General features: G+C 61.9%; 20 protein-coding genes and 1 tRNA gene. 10 read left to right on the forward strand and 11 right to left on the reverse strand.

The genetic code is table 11. The annotated features are described in order from the left end of the window. Window positions 1-74: 74 nt before the first annotated feature. Together BLV41_RS17650 and BLV41_RS17655 are read right to left on the reverse strand one after the other, a co-directional pair. Window positions 75-461 (reverse strand): ankyrin repeat domain-containing protein, encoded by a 387-nt coding sequence (locus BLV41_RS17650; RefSeq protein ID WP_074712772.1) that lies wholly within the window; start codon window positions 459-461, stop codon window positions 75-77. 56 nt (window positions 462-517) lie between these two features. After that, window positions 518-1,288, reverse strand: a complete 771-nt coding sequence (locus BLV41_RS17655; RefSeq protein WP_074712773.1) for a hypothetical protein — start codon at window positions 1,286-1,288, stop codon at window positions 518-520. Window positions 1,289-1,372: 84 nt separating this feature from the next. Here BLV41_RS17655 and BLV41_RS17660 point away from each other — a divergent pair, with 84 nt between their 5' ends. Further along, a complete protein-coding gene (locus BLV41_RS17660) occupies window positions 1,373-2,653 on the forward strand; it encodes an MFS transporter (RefSeq protein ID WP_074712774.1) in 1,281 nt (426 codons plus the stop codon). 68 nt (window positions 2,654-2,721) lie between these two features. After that, window positions 2,722-3,591 carry a zinc metalloprotease HtpX gene (htpX, locus tag BLV41_RS17665; RefSeq protein ID WP_074712775.1) on the forward strand — a complete coding sequence of 290 codons (870 nt, stop codon included), beginning with the start codon at window positions 2,722-2,724 and terminating at the stop codon, window positions 3,589-3,591. A gap of 30 nt (window positions 3,592-3,621) precedes the next feature. Here htpX and BLV41_RS17670 read toward each other — a convergent pair whose 3' ends face one another. Then, on the reverse strand, window positions 3,622-4,746 hold the full coding sequence (locus tag BLV41_RS17670) for an aminotransferase class V-fold PLP-dependent enzyme (protein ID WP_139244379.1): 1,125 nt from the start codon (window positions 4,744-4,746) through the stop codon (window positions 3,622-3,624). 145 nt (window positions 4,747-4,891) lie between these two features. Here BLV41_RS17670 and BLV41_RS17675 point away from each other — a divergent pair, with 145 nt between their 5' ends. The 4 genes from BLV41_RS17675 to BLV41_RS17690 all read left to right on the forward strand — a co-directional run bounded on the left by BLV41_RS17675 (window position 4,892) and on the right by BLV41_RS17690 (window position 8,093). Continuing rightward, a complete protein-coding gene (locus tag BLV41_RS17675; protein WP_074712777.1) occupies window positions 4,892-5,326 on the forward strand; it encodes a GNAT family N-acetyltransferase in 435 nt (144 codons plus the stop codon). A 49-nt stretch (window positions 5,327-5,375) separates the two neighbouring features. Further along, a complete protein-coding gene (locus tag BLV41_RS17680) occupies window positions 5,376-6,092 on the forward strand; it encodes a histidine phosphatase family protein (protein ID WP_074712778.1) in 717 nt (238 codons plus the stop codon). 94 nt (window positions 6,093-6,186) lie between these two features. Further along, window positions 6,187-7,428 carry a sensor histidine kinase gene (locus BLV41_RS17685; protein WP_074712779.1) on the forward strand — a complete coding sequence of 414 codons (1,242 nt, stop codon included), beginning with the start codon at window positions 6,187-6,189 and terminating at the stop codon, window positions 7,426-7,428. Then, window positions 7,425-8,093, forward strand: coding sequence for a response regulator (locus BLV41_RS17690; protein WP_074712780.1), 669 nt, complete (start codon window positions 7,425-7,427; stop codon window positions 8,091-8,093). The genes BLV41_RS17685 and BLV41_RS17690 overlap by 4 nt, the downstream gene beginning before the upstream one ends. A gap of 95 nt (window positions 8,094-8,188) precedes the next feature. On the opposite strand, the gene BLV41_RS17695 is transcribed toward BLV41_RS17690, so the two are convergent. Next, entirely contained in the window at window positions 8,189-8,965 is a 777-nt protein-coding gene (locus tag BLV41_RS17695; RefSeq protein WP_074712781.1) for a VOC family protein, read from the reverse strand. A 188-nt stretch (window positions 8,966-9,153) separates the two neighbouring features. Continuing rightward, window positions 9,154-9,642 (reverse strand): YajQ family cyclic di-GMP-binding protein, encoded by a 489-nt coding sequence (locus BLV41_RS17700; RefSeq protein WP_044576162.1) that lies wholly within the window; start codon window positions 9,640-9,642, stop codon window positions 9,154-9,156. A 198-nt stretch (window positions 9,643-9,840) separates the two neighbouring features. On the opposite strand from BLV41_RS17700, the gene BLV41_RS17705 reads away from it, so the two are divergent. The 3 genes from BLV41_RS17705 (at window position 9,841) to BLV41_RS17715 (ending at window position 11,157) form a co-directional block, all read left to right on the forward strand. Then, the gene (locus BLV41_RS17705; RefSeq protein ID WP_074712782.1) at window positions 9,841-10,152 is read left to right on the forward strand and encodes a hypothetical protein; all 312 of its coding nucleotides are present in this window, start codon (window positions 9,841-9,843) and stop codon (window positions 10,150-10,152) included. Window positions 10,153-10,315: 163 nt separating this feature from the next. Next, window positions 10,316-10,397 (forward strand) — tRNA-Tyr (locus tag BLV41_RS17710). Window positions 10,398-10,494: 97 nt separating this feature from the next. After that, window positions 10,495-11,157 (forward strand): hypothetical protein, encoded by a 663-nt coding sequence (locus BLV41_RS17715; protein WP_074712783.1) that lies wholly within the window; start codon window positions 10,495-10,497, stop codon window positions 11,155-11,157. 73 nt (window positions 11,158-11,230) lie between these two features. Here the strand turns inward: BLV41_RS17715 and BLV41_RS17720 are convergent, their stop codons facing one another. After that, entirely contained in the window at window positions 11,231-11,491 is a 261-nt protein-coding gene (locus BLV41_RS17720; protein WP_050070300.1) for a hypothetical protein, read from the reverse strand. Window positions 11,492-11,694: 203 nt separating this feature from the next. Between BLV41_RS17720 and BLV41_RS17725 the strand changes: the two genes are divergently transcribed. Continuing rightward, a complete protein-coding gene (locus tag BLV41_RS17725; RefSeq protein ID WP_044576171.1) occupies window positions 11,695-12,075 on the forward strand; it encodes a thioredoxin family protein in 381 nt (126 codons plus the stop codon). Window positions 12,076-12,151: 76 nt separating this feature from the next. Here BLV41_RS17725 and BLV41_RS17730 read toward each other — a convergent pair whose 3' ends face one another. The 5 genes from BLV41_RS17730 to BLV41_RS17750 form a co-directional block, all read right to left on the reverse strand. Beyond that, complete coding sequence (locus BLV41_RS17730; RefSeq protein ID WP_074712784.1) at window positions 12,152-12,430, reverse strand: putative quinol monooxygenase; 279 nt, start codon at window positions 12,428-12,430, stop codon at window positions 12,152-12,154. Window positions 12,431-12,516: 86 nt separating this feature from the next. Next, on the reverse strand, window positions 12,517-13,260 hold the full coding sequence (locus tag BLV41_RS17735; protein ID WP_244516960.1) for a GolD/DthD family dehydrogenase: 744 nt from the start codon (window positions 13,258-13,260) through the stop codon (window positions 12,517-12,519). Window positions 13,261-13,262: 2 nt separating this feature from the next. Next, window positions 13,263-13,721 carry a ribose-5-phosphate isomerase gene (locus BLV41_RS17740; protein WP_074712786.1) on the reverse strand — a complete coding sequence of 153 codons (459 nt, stop codon included), beginning with the start codon at window positions 13,719-13,721 and terminating at the stop codon, window positions 13,263-13,265. Window positions 13,722-13,752: 31 nt separating this feature from the next. Further along, a complete protein-coding gene (locus BLV41_RS17745; RefSeq protein ID WP_074712787.1) occupies window positions 13,753-15,477 on the reverse strand; it encodes a dihydroxyacetone kinase family protein in 1,725 nt (574 codons plus the stop codon). A gap of 32 nt (window positions 15,478-15,509) precedes the next feature. Next, complete coding sequence (locus BLV41_RS17750; RefSeq protein ID WP_074712788.1) at window positions 15,510-16,814, reverse strand: MFS transporter; 1,305 nt, start codon at window positions 16,812-16,814, stop codon at window positions 15,510-15,512. Window positions 16,815-16,838 lie beyond the last annotated feature (24 nt).

The raw sequence follows: 16,838 nt of genomic DNA on the forward strand, positions 1-16,838 counted from the left end.
GCGCTTGCCTTTCGCTTCACTGCGAAAGGCAAGCGCCGCCGTCGTACTTTAAAGGGCGTCGGTTGAGGGGTGCGTTAGCCGAGGAGGTGTTCGCGGCCAAACATGGCTGCCGCTGCGCGGGCCGACGGGGTTCCGGCGTCGAGATCGGCTCCGGCGGCGACCAGCAGCGCGGCCACCGCATCCTCGCCCTTGAACAAGGCGCCGGCAATCGGGGATTGATCCCGGGCGTTGCGGATATCAACGTTGGCGCCGCGGCTGATCAACATGGACACGGCGTCGGCCTGGCCTTTGTAGGCGGCCAACATCAGCAGGGTGTTGCCTTCTGCATCCTGAACGTCAACGCTGATCCCGTGATCCAGAAAATCAGCCAGTTCGGCGGATTTTCCTTCTCGCGCCAAATCCATGGCTAGGGCGATGACCTTGGCGGTCTGGTCTTCGGTGAGGGAGGAGTCATTGGTCATTTCTCAAGCCTAGGCGATGCCCTGTGGAATTCCCCGAAGTTTCCGAACGGAGCTGCCTAGAGTTCCGGCACGTCCAATCCACCGTCAGCAACAAAGTTGGCTACGTGCTGGCGTTCGTCGCCGTGGCGGCGGGCAAAGAGATGAAATTCCACGGCCGATTCCCACTGATCCGTGACCCACACCGTGAGGCCTTGAATCGGGGGAGTTGCCTGCGTTGCCACATGGTCCATGGCCCCGGCCAGCTCAACGAGTGATTCTGCCTCGATATGGTCAATGGTTGTCGACGCGGTACGCGGGACCGCCATCCAATGTCCGTCGTTGAGGGTCGCAGGATTCACTGCTTCAAGTCGAAACACCGGTTCCGGGCCGGAAGGTGGGGAGTCGGTGAGGCCAGCCTCCAGAGCAGGCTCACCTGCCACCGAGTCCCGCCACAGTCGCAGCTGTTCGTCCAGATCCGCTGTGTCCTCGACGGCCACGCGTTGGTGGGCGGGGAGGCGGAGTGCGGCAGCCGCCGTCGTGCTGCCGGGGACGTTGAAGAACACGTGCAGGGTGGGTGTAGAGGTTTCGGCCAGCGGTTCGCCCAGGGCATCACCCACGGGCTGCCAATTCTGGGCCATGTACAGTTGCGCGGCCGTGGCTCCGGACAGCTCGGTCATTGCGCGGCGCCAGGATCCGTAACAGTGCAAAAGATCGGCGGCAGACTCGGTGCTAAACGCCAAGGCCGGATCATTGAGGCGAATGACGAAGTGGCCCAGAGACAAAGGGAACTTGGGCCTGCTGACACTCCAAAAAATGGAGGAGTACAGGTTGGTGCGAATCGGAACCAAAGCAATCCCCTCCCCATGGATCGGCGCAGCATGATGCACAGACAGCATAACTCACAGGCGTGGCGAGCGGACTAGGCTTGAGCCGTGCCAAGACTCCTTGCAGATATAACCCCGTTGAAGGAAAGCCCTGCTTTTAGGAGGCTCTGGTTTGGCAACGGACTCTCCTCGATTGGCACCCAACTGACAGTTGTGGCCGTCAGTCTTGAGGTGTACGAGCTCACCGGATCCACCCTGTCAGTGGGCATGCTGGGATTGGCCGCCTTGATCCCGCTGGTCATCGCAGGTCTCTACGGCGGCGCCATCGTAGACACACACGACCGCCGAAAAGTGGCGCTGGCCTCCTCAACGGTGCTGTGGCTCGTGACCGTCTGCATCGCGCTGCAGGCTTGGCTGGGTCTCGGCAATGTTGGCATTCTCTACGGACTCATCGCGATCCAATCGGCGGCGGCAGGTGTCAACGGTTCAGCCCGCAGCGCCATTGTGCCCAGGTTGGTGCGCCCGGAACTGCTGCCCTCCGCCAATGCGCTGAGCATGATCGTCATGGGACTCGGCACCACCATAGGCCCGCTACTCGCCGGCATCCTGGTGGCCAACATCGGCTACGGCTGGACGTACACGGTGGATGTGTTGACGTTTACGGCCTCGCTGTGGGCGCTCTTCAAACTTCCACCGCTGCCGCCGTTGCCACGAGCCGGCGGCGTACAGCGTGCCGGCTTCAAATCGGTGTTGGAAGGATTCGCCTTCCTAGGCACCCGCAAAAATGTGCGTATGACGTTCCTGGTGGACATGTGCGCCATGGTCTTTGCCTTGCCGCGCGCGTTGTTGCCGGCCATCGGGGCGGTCTGGTTGGGCGGAGGCGAGCAAACGGCAGGCATCCTGCTGGCCTCCATTGCCGCCGGGTCCTTCCTCGGGGCCCTGTTCTCCGGCCCGCTGGGCAGTGTCCGGCGCCAGGGCCTGGCGGTGGTGTGGTCCATTTCCCTGTGGGGTGCGGCCATCGCTGCGCTGGGTGGTGCCGTTTTGGCCGGTGGACACACGAACGACGGCGGGACCTCACCGTGGATTGTTGGTGCGGTTGCCGCTTTGGTGGTGGCCGGAGTTGCGGACACCATCAGTTCCGTGTTCCGCTCCACGATTTTGCAATCGGCAACGCCGGACCATCTCCGCGGCAGGCTGCAGGGCATCTTTGTGGTTGTGGTGACCGGTGGGCCCAGGCTGGGTGACGTATTTTCAGGCTCCGTGGGGCAGTGGCGCGGGGAAGGCTGGGCGGCCGTGATCGGCGGCGCTCTCTGCATCGGCGCTGTGTGGGCCCTGGCATTCTGGCAACGCGGATTCTTGCGCTATGACGCCCGCCACCCGGAACCGTAAACGGGAACAAGCCGCCAGCACGGTACGTTTTTAGGTGTATGGAGCTACTACTTTGAGGGGACGCACCGGTGCGCAGGAATTTTAACGGATTGAAGACCGCGGCACTTTTTGGCGTGCTGTGGGCCGTTCTGTTGGGTATTGGTGGCGTGATCTCCGCCGGGAGCGGTAGTGCGGCGCCGCTGTGGATCTTTGCCTTGATTGGGGTGGGGACCACTGCTTACGGCTACTGGAACAGTGACAAGATCGCAATCCGGTCCATGCAGGCCTATCCCGTGAGCGAGGCTCAGGCCCCCGGGATTTACCGGATTGTGCGGGAGCTGTCCACCAAGGCCAATCAGCCCATGCCAGCCATCTACGTTTCACCCACACAGGCACCCAACGCCTTCGCTACTGGACGCAACCCCAAGAACGCCGCCGTTTGCTGCACCGAGGGAATCTTGAACATTCTCGACGAGCGAGAACTGCGCGGCGTGCTGGGCCACGAACTCATGCACGTCTACAACCGCGACATCCTCACCTCCTCAGTGGCGGCCGCTGTGGCAGGGGTCATCACTTCCGTGGCGCAGATGATGATGTTCTTTGGCGGTGGCGACCGCCGCAATGCCAACCCCCTGGCCATGATTGCCATGGCCCTGCTGGCCCCGTTGGCTGCGTCCATGATACAGCTGGCCATCAGCCGCACGCGCGAATACGACGCCGACGAAGACGGCGCGCACCTCACGGACGATCCGCTGGCCTTGGCGTCTGCCCTGCGCAAACTTGAACGCGGCGTCCAGCTTGCCCCGTTGCCGCAGGATCAAAAGCTGGTTAACACCAGCCACCTTATGATCGCCAACCCCTTCAAGGCCGGTGGGGCGAAGAAACTCTTCGCTACACACCCGCCCATGGCCGAGCGCATTGCCCGGCTAGAGAAGATTGCCGGACGCCCGCTCCCGTAACCGGGGTGATCTTTCCAGACGCTGCTGCGGCTAGGCGAAGCTGGCCAGCATCAACGCCACGTGGGACAGGGACTCGTGATCCGTGGTCGCGTGGGCCGAAAACCTGATCCGGTGCGCGCCATGAAGGGTTGCGGAGATGCCTGCACCCGCCAGCGCAGCGTGGGCCTGCGCCGCGTTGCCTTCGGGGAAACCGGCCACCACAATGCCGGCACGCTCCCCGTCCTCGCGTGGCGAAAGCACACTTACCCCGGAGTTCTCCAACTTCTCCGCCAGAACTGCGGTTGTGGCCAAGATGCGGTCGGCAATGACGCCGAGCCCGGCTTCTTCAATGAGTTCCAGCGCGGAGGCAAACGACCCGGCCGCGAAGGGCGAAAGATTTGAAATACTGAACTTGCCGGCGTCCGTGCGCGGGGCATGCGCAACGCCGTCGTACAGCGAAGGATGCTCGACGCCGGTCCAGCCTCCCAGCGTCGGTGCGATCCGTTCCAGACCAACTGCGGAGAACGCCATGGCTCCGGAACCCCACCCGCCACGAACCCACTTCTGGCTGCCCGTCACCACGGCATCGGCAACACTCCAATCCTGGTCAATGGCGCCAAACCCCTGAATGCCATCCACCAGCAGCAATCGATCCGCCCCGATGACCTCGCGGATCCCGGCCAAATCGGCGCGGTATCCGGTTTGGAAGTCCACGGCGCTGACCGCCACTGCCGTGACGGACGGGGTGAGCGATTGTGCCACCAGCTCCGGTGTAACAAACGCCAGACTTTCGCCCATCAGGGCCACCTCGTTCAGACCTGCCTGCTGCGCCCGCAACCAGGGATACGTGTTGGCCGGGAACTCGCCGGCGCTGACCAGGACTTTCCCTTTCACACCAAAGGCGAGCTGAAACAGGCCGTAGGAGGTGGCCGGGAGGAGGGTGATGTTATCCGTGGCAAAGCCGGTCAAGCGGGATACCGTGGCGCGCGCCCGCCCGTCCTCGTTGTGGAGTCGCTCGCTAACGCCCGCAGCTCCCTCGGCGGCGTCGGCCATGAGCTGGCCTGATGCTGCCAGGACGGCCCGTGAGGGTGGGCCAAAGCTGGCAAAGTTTAAGTATCCGGACTGTTCACTAAAGGCAGCGAGATAGTGGGCGGGAAGTTCGTTGGTGCGTTTCATGAAGATCCTGACATGGGCGAAGGGGTCGATCGGGGCGGCGATGGCCAAGCATCGGCCATTCCAGTTGCAGAAAACGTTAGCTCATGGCGCACCTGCGCATTGAGTCTCCGCGACGATCAGGCTCGGCAAAGTCAGCCTCATTTCCATGGACATCATGGCTGCCGGGAGAACTTATGCATTTCCAGATAACCAGACTCTGGACGAAGCCCGTCCCTGGTGGATGGAGCAGTCGGCCGGGCAAACAGTGGTTGCGCTGGATGGGCAGGAAATCATCGAGTCGGCGAAGATGGGACCCAACCGCCCTGGACGCGGCCAGCACATCGCCACCGCCTCATTCCTGGTTCATCCGCAGCATCAAGGACGCGGGGTTGGGCGGGCTTTCGGTGAATACGTGATCCATTGGGCGCGTCGCGAGGGCTACCGTGGCATACAGTTCAACGCCGTCGTGGGAGCCAACCATCCGGCGGCTTATCTGTGGCAGTCTCTTCGCTTGGAGATTATGGGTACTGTCCCGGAGGTCTTCGATCACCCGGATGAGGGGTTTGTCGGTCTGCATGTCATGTATCAATGTCTGAGGTGAGCCCGTCCCCGCGGACCCGCCGATTCGCCAAGTGGTACAGAATGGAATCATGCGACTCATCTTGATCAGGCACGGACAAACACCTAACAATGTGCGAAGTCTTTTGGACACCGCCATTCCAGGACCCGGGTTGACTCCCCTGGGGCAGTTGCAGGCGGCTGCAGTCCCCGGCGCGTTGGCCGGTCAGGACATCGAGTCGCTCTACATCTCGAACCTGACCCGTACGGCACTAACGGCCGCGCCACTGGCCGCGGATCGTGGCCTTGAACCGCTGGTCAGGGACGGCCTGCGAGAGATCAGCGCCGGCAGCCTTGAAATGAAGGGTGACCGGGCGTCGATTGAGGCGTATCTTCACGCTGTGAAGTCGTGGCTCAGCGGGGACCTGTCCGTGCGCATGCCCGGCGCCGATTCCGGATATGAGGTGCTGGAACGCTTTGACGCAGTGGTTGAAGAAGCTGCCTCAAAGGAATCCGCAGCAATTGTCAGCCACGGCGCCATGATCCGTTTCTGGGCAGGACACCGCGGAGCCAACATCGATTGGTCGGATGCCAAGTACCACGATCTCTCCAACACCGGCATTGTCATGATGGACGGCGAGCCTACGGGTAGCGACGCCCCGGGCGGGTGGCAGATCCACTCCTGGCAGGGCGCCCCTGCCGGCGGGTTGAGTGGGCTGGACGCCGACGGGCCCACAGCGGAAATCACCACTGAAGAAAACGGCGCTGCACAGGTCAGCGCCGGCTCCAGCAGGAATCACGACCATTAAGAATCGTCCACTCCCAGGCGGACCGGAGACATCCGCCGCAACAGCTGGATCGGCGCACGCCCAGACACCCTTTAGCACGGTGAATTTGTGGCGGATGAAAGGCATCAGCTGGGTGTGGCTGGGTACAGCCGCCGGTTGCATTGCGCTCCTTGCCGTGGGGGCGCCGCTGAACATGAGCCTGTACCAAATGGCACTGCCCTTTGCGCTGGGGCTGGCCATTTTGCATGCGGCCGCACTGGGCCTCACCGCCGCCCGTCCCTTGGCCGGCGTCTTGGTGTCCTTGATTCCGATGATCGTGTTGCCTTTGGTTTCAGACCCTGTGGGGGCTGCGCCGATGCCTTTCAGTGTGGTTGCCATCATCACGCAGGTTTTGGTGATCTGTGTGGCCGGGTTGCGTGCCTATTGGATGGTTCCGGCCGCTGCGTGGCTTGCAAGCGTCATCATTGGGGTTTCCCTGAATTACGTGACCATGCCGCACGGGCAGAGCGAAGGCGCCCAGAATAACGTGGTCATCTTTGCCGCGGTATCCGGGGGGCTCATGGTGGCCGCCGTGGTTGCTCAACAGTGGCAGCATATGCGCACAGAGCTCGCCGCCGAGCGCACAGTCAGCGCCGAGGAGCAGTCCAGGCGGCGGCTGGCCGAGGAACGCACACGCATTGCCCGTGAGCTTCATGACGTGGTGGCCCACGGGATGTCCGTGGTGGTGGTTCAGGCAACCACCGCCAGCTACAGGCACCCTGGGCTTAGCGAGGAGCTGAAGAAAGAGTTTGATGACATTGCCGCGAACTCGCGCCGTGCCATGACTGAGATGCGCAGCATGCTTGGCTCCCTCCGCAACGCGGACGCGGGGCGTCAACTGGGCCCCCAACCAACACTCGAGGACCTGCCCCAACTCCTTGCCTCGGCTCGCTCAGCCGGGGTGAATATTCCCGAACCCACGTTGTCCGGAGTGGAGCGTGAGGACATTAGTGAAGTCATTGCCTTGACCGCCTACCGCATTGTGCAGGAGGCGCTCAGCAATGTCATTCGGCATGCCCCCGGAGCAACCGTGAACGTGGATTTCACGGTGTCCGGTGGCAATCTGCGTGTCCAAGTAGTCAACTCCAGTTCCGACGTGGGTGCGCTGATGGCCCAGCTGGATAAGGGAGCGCACGTGGGGCAGGGTCTCATTGGCATGCGCGAACGCGCGGCCATCGTGGGTGGATCGGTGACCTGCATTCCAACGCTCGACGGCGGATTCTCGGTCTCAGCCCTGCTGCCGCTGGGTGCCAGCAAGAGTGCCGCGGGAAAATCAGGAACCACGAGCAACAACAACGAGGGACGTGCCCAAGCATGAGTATTCGAGTGCTGGTCGTAGACGATCAGGCGATGGTGCGAGAAGGATTTGCTGCCTTGCTTGGCGCCCAGGAAGATATCGAAGTTGTGGGGCAGGCTGAGAACGGTGCCGTTGCGGTGGAACTGGCCGCCGCCCATCGCCCGGACGTGGTCTTGATGGATGTGCGCATGCCTGTCATGGACGGGTTGGAGGCGGCCCGGCAAATTCTTGCTGATGCACCCGGCCCGGACTCCACACACGTTTTGATGCTGACAACTTTTGACGTCGATGACTATGTTTACGATGCCCTGAGAATTGGTGCGAGCGGATTCCTGCTCAAGGACGCGCTTGCTGATGAATTGGTCGCGGCTGTGCGGATCGTAGCCTCCGGTGAGGCGCTGCTGGCACCCTCCGTGACGAAGCGGATGATCGAGCAATTCGCGGTATCGCGGGCCAGGCCGGCGCTTTCGCGTGACCGGCTTGCCGGGCTCACCGACCGTGAACTGGAGGTGATGACCTTGATTGGCAGAGGACACTCCAACCAGGAAATCGCGGCCCAACTCTTCATTGCCCAGCAAACCGTCAAAACCCATGTCAGCAAGATTCTGGCCAAGCTGGAACTGCGCGATCGAGTTCAGGCCGTGGTCTTGGCGTATGACACGGGATTGGTTGAACCCGGTAGCTGACATTAAACGCTGATGGGGGAGGTGTTGGGATTCGCGCCTGGCTGACCAGATGCGACTCCCAACAACCACCCCCCCCGCAGCCACGATGCTGTCGGCTAGGCTGGCGGCTGGACCAGCTTGAACATGGCGCCCGTGCAATCGGTCAGCCCGGCAATGCGGCCGTAGGGCGAATCTTCGGCGGCGTTGATGACCGTGGCACCCAAGGTGAGTGCTTTCGCAACGGTGGCATCGACGTCGTCCGTCTGGAAGTAGATCTGCCAGCTGGAGGGGACCTCGTCAGGCAGGAACGCTGCGGCATCCATGATGCCTGCCAGCTCCTTGTCGCCATCGATAAGGTTCGTGTAACGGAACTCGGGGGAATCGCTCATGACCGAGGTTTGCAGGCCAAAAACGTTCTTGTAGAAGTCAACCGTGGCGGGGTAGTTCTTGCTGTGGAGCTCGTGCCAAGCGGCTGCTCCCGCCTCCTCGTGGGCCTGAAAACCTGTGTGCCCGCCAAATTCCCACATGCCAATGGACGCTCCGCCGGGATCGCCAATCATGGCCATCTTGCCCTGCTCCGGAACGTCCATGGGCTCCATGTAGGGGATGGCGCCAGCATTCTTGGCCGTGTCCATGGTGCTTTCAATGTCATCCACGCGCAGGTACGTCGACCACATGTCCGGGTAACCCTCACCGTCCGTCTGGCTCTGCATGAGCCCGGCCACGGACTTTCCGTCCTTGTACGCCATGGTGTAGCCGCCGTACTTTTCTGCGTCACCTGCCTCATAGCTCCAACCAAACAAGGCAGCATAAAACTCTTGCGACCTGGCCATGTCCGAGGTCATCAAATCGATCCAGCACGGGGCACCTGCGGGAATTCCCTGAGGGTTCATTGCGGCTCCAAACTACGCTCAAGTGGGGGAAGAAGTCATGCGGACAATGATCTTCGGCATATTTCTTCGGGCAAGGGAAGACTATGCCCCACACGGGGCCGCGGGCAATAGCAAAAAGCGCCTGCCACAAGGAACCGGCGCCCCTCCTGGGGTGTGATTGCATGGCAGGCGCTTTTTGGGTGTTGCTGTTAGCGCATGTTGACGAACTGCAGGTCCGCATCCTCAAACTTGCGCAGGAGCCCCATGACTTCCTGGAGATCGTCACGGCTCTTGGAACTGACGCGGAGTTCGTCGCCCTGGATGGTTGACTTGACGCCCTTGGGGCCCTCATCACGGATCAACTTGTTGATCTTCTTGGCGATGTCTTGGGCGATGCCCTCAACGATCTCGGCTTCCAGGCGGTACTCCTTGCCTGAGGCGTAGGGCTCGCCGGCGTCCAAGGACTTCAGGGAGATGCCGCGCTTGATCAGCTTGGACTCGAAGACGTCCATGATGGCCATGACGCGTTCTTCGGAGTTGGCCTTGATCAGGATCTTCTCGCCGCTGAAATCGATCTCGGCGCCAACACCCTTGAAGTCGTAGCGCTGGACTACTTCCTTCTGGGCCTGGTGCAGGGCGTTGGCAACCTCTTGCTTGTCGACCTTGCTGACGACGTCGAACGTTGATTCACTAGCCATGGTTTCCTCCACATGTTCACAAAAAATAATTGGTTGATTTGCCACCAAGCTTAGCGCCCGGGGGCCCCTCTCGGGAGCGGGTGGGGAGAAGCGAGGTTTGGGAGGTGCTCACAGACTCTTCAAAGGAATCCATGGGGGAGTGCACATCTGAGCCGGGCAGAGTAGTTGGTGATGAAACAAAGTGCATCAGGAGGACGCATGAGCCAGGACAAAAGCACCGACCCCATACCTGCCACTCGGAGCAGGGTTGCCAAGAAGACCGTGGGAACCACCATGGCTGCCGTCACTTTGGCGGCTGCAGCGGTCCTGGCCGGTCCGGGAATTGCCGGAGCCTCGGCGTCGAGCCTTGATCCGGACAGCATCATCGGGTCACCGCCCAACTCCGCCTCGAGCAGGATCGCCGGTGTTCAGCAGGACCTGGACCGCGCCGTGGCCTTGCACCAGGTCACCGCTGAGCAGGCAGCCTTCCTGCAGCGGCAATTGGTCAAGAGAATTCAGGATGGCGTGTAGTGCTCCACACACCTCATAAGGGCGGTTTCTAGGGGATTTCGTCGTTTTTTTGGACAGCCGGAGATCTCGATTCGATTATTGGGCAAATACCTTGTATTGTTTTAGTGCTTCCACTTCGTGGGGGCACAAGCCAGGGCTGATGATATCGGCAATGGCAGGCCATGGCAGATTACCCGAGCGGCCAAAGGGGGCTGACTGTAAATCAGCTGGCAACGCCTTCACTGGTTCGAATCCAGTATCTGCCACACTCGGGAAACCCGGGACCAAGCACCTAGTGCTTTGGTTCCGGGTTTTTTGTTGCCCGGGTGTTTGGAGGGACGTGCGGCAAACTACAGTTAAGGTATGGAATACGTCGTGCCCCTGATTATTGTGCTGGTCATCGTCATTGCCGTGGTCGTTGGCTCCAAGGTCCTCAAACGGCGCAGCCGGCCCGTGCAGGAATCGGGGCTCGGCGCGGACGGCCTGGGGCACAAACAGGCTAAGGGAAACCGCGAAATTTCCCGCGAAAATGCCGAGGCGGCCAGTGCCCGGCTGAATCCGGTGACACACCAGCGCGTTTACTCCATGATTGCCCAACGCCAGGTGCTCAACGCGGTGAAGGAATACCGTTCGGCGACGGGCATGAGTTTGGGGGATTCGGCGGCAGCTGTTGCAGCTCTGGCCCAGTTCCCGCAGCCCACCCCTGAGGCGAAGCCGGCCCCGGTCATCAAAGAGGGGCCGTTGACAGTTGATGACATCATCAAGGCGGCGCCGGAGGAAGTAAAACCGGAGCCTGCTGTCCGGAACACGGTGCCCAGCGCCTATCGCTACCGCGCCATCGTGTCCCAAGGTGGTGACGTTCGCGAGGTTGCCAGCACGCGGCTGAACGAACAGATTTTCCGGCAGATCCGTGATCTGGCCCAGTCCGGAAATTACGACGGCGCGGCTCGCCTCTTGCGCAGCCACGCCGACATTGGCGAGGGCGAAGCGCGGGAATTCGTCTCGATGATTGGCCCCGAAGACTAGGCTCCGAAATGCAACAAGAAGTGCCCGGCTCCCGCGAAGGGACCGGGCAATTCTTATTGCGTGAGCGTGTCTGTTACGAAGCGTCTTGGTCCAGGACGAAGCCGTCCTGATGGTGGATCAGCTGGCGTCCCATGCCTGAGTCGAGCTGAATCCACAGACACTGTCGGTCGTGGGAGAGTGTCTCCACACGGCCTTCCAAGCGCCAGCCGCGCTCATTGACCAGCGCCACGGGCTCGTCCCGGGCCATGACCGGCCAGACCTCATTGTTGTCGGGGTTGATGAAAGTGCGGTGGTGAATTCGGCGGGTCATGGGTTCTCCTTGCGTGAAAGTCATCGCTGCTTCCTTAAAATTGAGTTAACACCGCCATCATGCGCTGGCCAGATTAACCAGCTGTGAACTTGGTGTGTCTTTCCGCCCAAAACCCCGTGAAACCGTCCATTACCTGGGCGTCCCTTCCATCGCCTGCCAACCACCCCCGCTCACGCGCTGAGCGAAATGACTGGCCACGGTTCCTCCCGTTCACGTACCGTAGGAGCATGGCTACAGTTGAAATCACCACGGAATCCTTCGGCACCACCATCGAAGACAACGACATTGTGATCGTTGATTTTTGGGCTTCCTGGTGCCAGCCCTGCGTGCGCTTTGCACCCACCTTTGAGGCTGCCTCGCAAAAGCACGACGACATTGTCTTCGGCAAGGTTGATACCGAAGCACAGCAGCAGCTCGCCGCGGAAGCTAATATCACCTCAATTCCCACGCTCATGGCGTTCCGCGAAAAGGTCCTGGTTTTCGCCCAGCCTGGCGCGCTCAATGGTACCCAGCTTGATTCCGTCATCGACGCCGTCAAGGCTCTGGACATGACGGAGGTCCATGCGGCCGTGGCTGCCAAGCAGGCCGAAAGCCCCGCCGCCGAGTAACTTCAAGAACTTAGACAGTTGTGGCCCCCAAAAACGTAGCGTTTTTGGGGGCCACAACTAGTGAATCTGTGAGTGCTTAGGACCGGTCCAGTTTGACGGGTTCTGCCAACAAGGCGCTCAAGGACTCGTTGAGATCCTGTACGGCGATGCCCTTGCTGTGCTTGTCCAGGTCTTCCTCCGAAGCCCACTGCTCCGTCAGCACGATCTTTTCTTCCGATTCCTCGGTGATTTCATACTGGATGCAGCCGGTCTCTTCAACGACCTGCTCGACGGCAATGTCGAGGGCGAGCTTCACGCGGAAGAATTCGCCCTCATTGGGGATGAATGTGGCCTGTAGGTTGATGATCTCGCTCATAACCCAAGCCTAGGGGATAGACAGCAACCCAGGAGAAGTCATTCCGCACTATGGGACCGGCCCCGAAAATCTCGGGCCGGGCACAGCTAAATGCTGGAGTATCCGCCGTCGATCAAGATGTTTTCACCGGTGATCATGCCCGCGTCTTCGCCCGCCAAGTAGGCGATCAGCGAGGCCACTTCCTCCGGCTGCGCAAACCGGCCGGTGGGGATCTGCTTCTTCAGCGCCTCGCCTTTCTCGCCGGCCCAGGCCAGCTTCCCGAGCGGCGTCTCGACGACGGTTGGAGACACGGCGTTGACGGTGACGCCATGCGGTGCCCACTCCATGGAAAGGACCTTGGTCATGCCCACGATTCCGGCCTTGCTGGCGCAGTAGGCGACGTGTTCGTCCAAGCCGATCACGCTTGCCTGTGAGGCGAGGTTGATGATGCGGCCGTAGCCAGCCTTAGTCATGACCTTGCCGACGGCCTGCGCCATCTTGAAGCTGGCGCTCAGGTTCACGGCGAGCGTGGCTTCCCATTTTTGTTCGCTCAACTCAAGCGCCTTGTCCAGAAGGACAATGCCAGCAGAGTTCACCAGGATGTCCACTTTGCCCGCCGCGGCCACCACCTGGTCAACGATTTCGCCACTGGCGCCGGGCGCCGTCAGGTCCTTGGCAATGCCCTGATGCCCGCCGCCGGGGAACTTTGCGATCTCCGTATGAACTGAATCATTGAGGTCGACGCCGAACACGTGGGCGCCGCGGTCGGCAAAGTAGCGTGCCACGGAGTTTCCGATGCCACTGGCCGCTCCGGTGACAACAACTGTCCGTCCCTTAAAGTCGCTGCCCACGCCTACGCCTCGTATCCGCTGATGGCGCAGACCTTTTCGGCCGAGGCGCTGGCCTCATCGAAGGTGTATGCCAGCCATTCGCCAGCCAGTCGGCGGGCAAGCTCCACCCCGATGACACGTTGGCCCATGCACAGGACCTGGGCGTTGTTGCTCAGAACTGAGCGCTCCACGGAGAACGAGTCATGTGCCGTGACGGCGCGGATGCCCTTGACCTTGTTGGCGGCAATGGCAACGCCGAGGCCGGTTCCGCAGAACAGGATGGCCCTGTCTGCGGATCCGTCGGCAACAAGCTTCGCGGCGTTGACTGCAATGTGGGGATACGCGGTCGTGTCGTTTGGGTCCACGCCCACATCAATGACTTCGCCGACGAGGCCATTGGCGGCCAGGTCTTTCTTGAGGATTTCCTTGTATTCCACACCGGCTTCGTCGCAGCCGATGACTACACGCAATTTCTGGTTCATGGTTGATTCCTTACCTGGGAGGTTCAAAAGATCAGTACAGTCGGGCCGGGGTGGGCAGGCTGGCCAGTGCAGTGACCAGCAGTGCCAGGGAGGTTGCCCCTGCATCGGGGGTGCCAACGGACTTCGCGGCGAGCGGTCGTGCGCGTCCCAGCTTGGGGCTCAGTGCGGCGGTTGCGGTCGCCTGCTCGGTGGCAACGGCGGCAGCACCCTGCCAGGCTGCGGCGAAGTCCCGGCCGCTGGCCACGGAGCCCGCCAGGGACTCGGTGAAGGGCAGCATCGCATCGACGAGCGTCTTGTCGCCAATGGTGGCGCGGCCAAGCTCCAAGATGGCGTCGGCAAAGGCATGTGCCGCTGCCACGTAGTCACTTGGGCTGTAGCGGGAGCGGTCATTTTCCAGCGAGGTTCCCGCGGCTTCCAAGGCTGCTCCCCACAGAACACCGGACGTGCCACCGGCCTTTTCTGCCCAGGCCTGCCCTGCGCGCTGCAGCACCCAGGCAGCGCCTGCGCCGCCTTCGGATGCCGAGGTTGCCGCCTGCAGTGCTGCATCGATGCCCTTGACCATTCCGCGGCCGTGGTCGCCGTCGCCTGCCACAGCATCAATTTCGCCCAGGCGCTGTTCATGCTGGTGCAGTGTGGCGGCCATGATTTTCAGTCCGGCCACTACAGCCCCGGCAAGTTGTGCGGATGCTTCGGAGAAGGTGGGGGCCGCAGCGGTTTCCTGCTCGGCCTCGGCGCCGTCCTGGCCGAACGCCTCAAGCGCTGCGACGGGAGCAGCCTGCTTGCGGTAGGCCGGGGTGTAGGCGTCCGCCTTCCAGAAGGCTTCCAATTCCTCATCGAGCCACATGAGCGTCAACGACGTGCCTCCCATGTCCAGGCTGGTCACCAGTTCGCCCACTTCGACGTCGACCAGTTCCAGGCCGGCGTTGCGCAGGCGCTTGGCGACCGGGGCCCACAGCAGGAACAGTTCCTCGTACTTGGTGGTGCCCAGGCCGTTGAGGACCACGCCGACCTTTTTTCCGGCGCCAACCGGGGCAGATTTCAGCAGTTTCTCCACCAGCATCTCCGAAAGTGCCGAGGCAGTTGGCATCGCCTCGTCGCTGATGCCAGGTTCCCCGTGGATGCCCAGCCCAAGGCCAAGGTGTCCTTCCGGAACTTCAAACAGCGGCTTGTCGGCGCCGGGCATGGTGCAGCCTGAGAACGCAACACCCAGAGTGCGGGTGGCTTGGTTGGCGGAACGTCCGGCGCGTTCCACTCCGTCCAGGTCGAGGCCGGCGGCAGCCGCCGCACCCATGACCTTGAAGACGGTGAAGTCGCCGGCAATTCCGCGGCGCTTTTCCTCGTCGTCCGAAGAGGCGATGTCGTCGGTGACAACCACAATGCGGGTGTCGATGCCTTCCTTGCGGAGGCGCTCGGCGGCAATGCCGAAGTTCATGTTGTCACCGGCGTAGTTGCCGAAGCTGAGCACCACACCGAGTCCCTGGTTGGCGGCCTTGGCCACCGAGTAGACCTGGGCTGCAGACGGGGAGGTGAAGATGTTTCCCACGACGGCGCCTGTGGCGAAGCCGGTGCCCACGAGCCCGGCGAATGCCGGATAGTGGCCGGAGCCGCCGCCAATGACCACAGCCACCTGTGGCACCCCGGTGCGAAGCGCCACGGCGCCGCCGGCAACCCCGCGCAGGCGGTCCGAGTAGATGTCCAGGAAACCCTCGAACTGGTCATCCGAAAAATCTGCTGGTGAATTGAATATCTTAGTCATTGCTGCTCCAGAATTTTGTAGCGAGGGGTTTCTTAGTGTTGGTGGCCGCGGGAAGAGTCCTCGGGCACCTTAAGGAATTTGGTCAGGGCGAAGGCCACGCCATACAGGGCGACGAATGCCCAAACGACGCCGGTGTTCCCGCCCCAGGGCAGTACCACTGCGACGACGGCGGCGCCCAGGAAGGCGGCGCCTCCGGCTGCGGTGGTGTACATGGCCATGTCCGCGCCCTGGTGGGTGGGAGTGAGTGCCGGCATGATGGCTCCCATGGGTACGAAGCCGGCCAGCAGGATGCCGAAGATCACGCCGGCAAGGACTGAGAGCCAGTAGCCCCAGTCGGAGCCAGGTGCCACCATGTGCGGCACGTACCACCAGGCGAGCAGGCCCAGCGCGGAACCTGCGATGCCGAACCAGCGGACAGTGCGCAACCAGCCCCACTTGTCACCGATGGCGCCAAAGACCGCATTGAAGGCGATATTGGAGGCAAACACAATGACTGTCATCATGAGCCACTGGGTTTGTGACCATCCGAGCTCGCCGCCGATGACGGCGGGCAGGATGACGAACATGCCGTATTGGGGTGCCGTGTTGATCAGGCGGACCACAAAGCCCGCCAGGACGCGGGGCTCCTTGGCCAGGAGCCGGACGCCGCCAGTAAGCACCTGTGCCGTGCTTTCATTCGCCGGGGCTTGGCGCTTGGAGCCTCCCGGTTCCCTTACACCGAACCAGACGATGGCGAAGCCGATGGTCACCAGGGCGATCGAGGCCCACAGGGTCTTGGTTTCGCCTGAGGCGCCGCCTCCGAAGCCGGGGATGGCGATCAAGGCGAAGAGTGATCCAAAGGTGGGCAGTCCGCCCGTGAACATGACATAGAACCAGCCGACGGCGGTGCCCTTGCGTTTGACGGGCACCACCTTGTTGACCCACACCAGGAAGGCAAAGGCGAACAAGGGGTAGCCCAGGCCGCGGAAGAAGTAGGTGGCGAAGATTGCCGCTGCTGAGCCTGTGCCAAGGCTCAGCAGGAAGAGGACCTCAAAGACCACCCAGAGAACGAAGCCCAGGGCCATGACCTTGCGCGGCCCAACCAGGTCCGACAGGGCCCCTGAAAGATAAGAAGCAACCATGACGGCCACCCCATACACGGTGATGATGGTGGGAACCAACGCAGCCCGGCTGCCGAGGGCCTCGGCCATGTGCGGGGCGATGAAGTTGGATTCAACGCCGTTGCCTGCCATGAAGACCAGAACCGCGATGAAACCCCAGCGCAGCACATGCGGGATGCCGATCCGGTCGAGCCAAGTTTCCGGAGCCACTTGGGGCCGGGTGCTAAGTGCTGTCATGAGAAAACGCCTTTGTTTTAGGGG

The organism is Arthrobacter alpinus (genome assembly GCF_900105965.1).
Taxonomy (GTDB): domain Bacteria; phylum Actinomycetota; class Actinomycetes; order Actinomycetales; family Micrococcaceae; genus Specibacter; species Specibacter alpinus.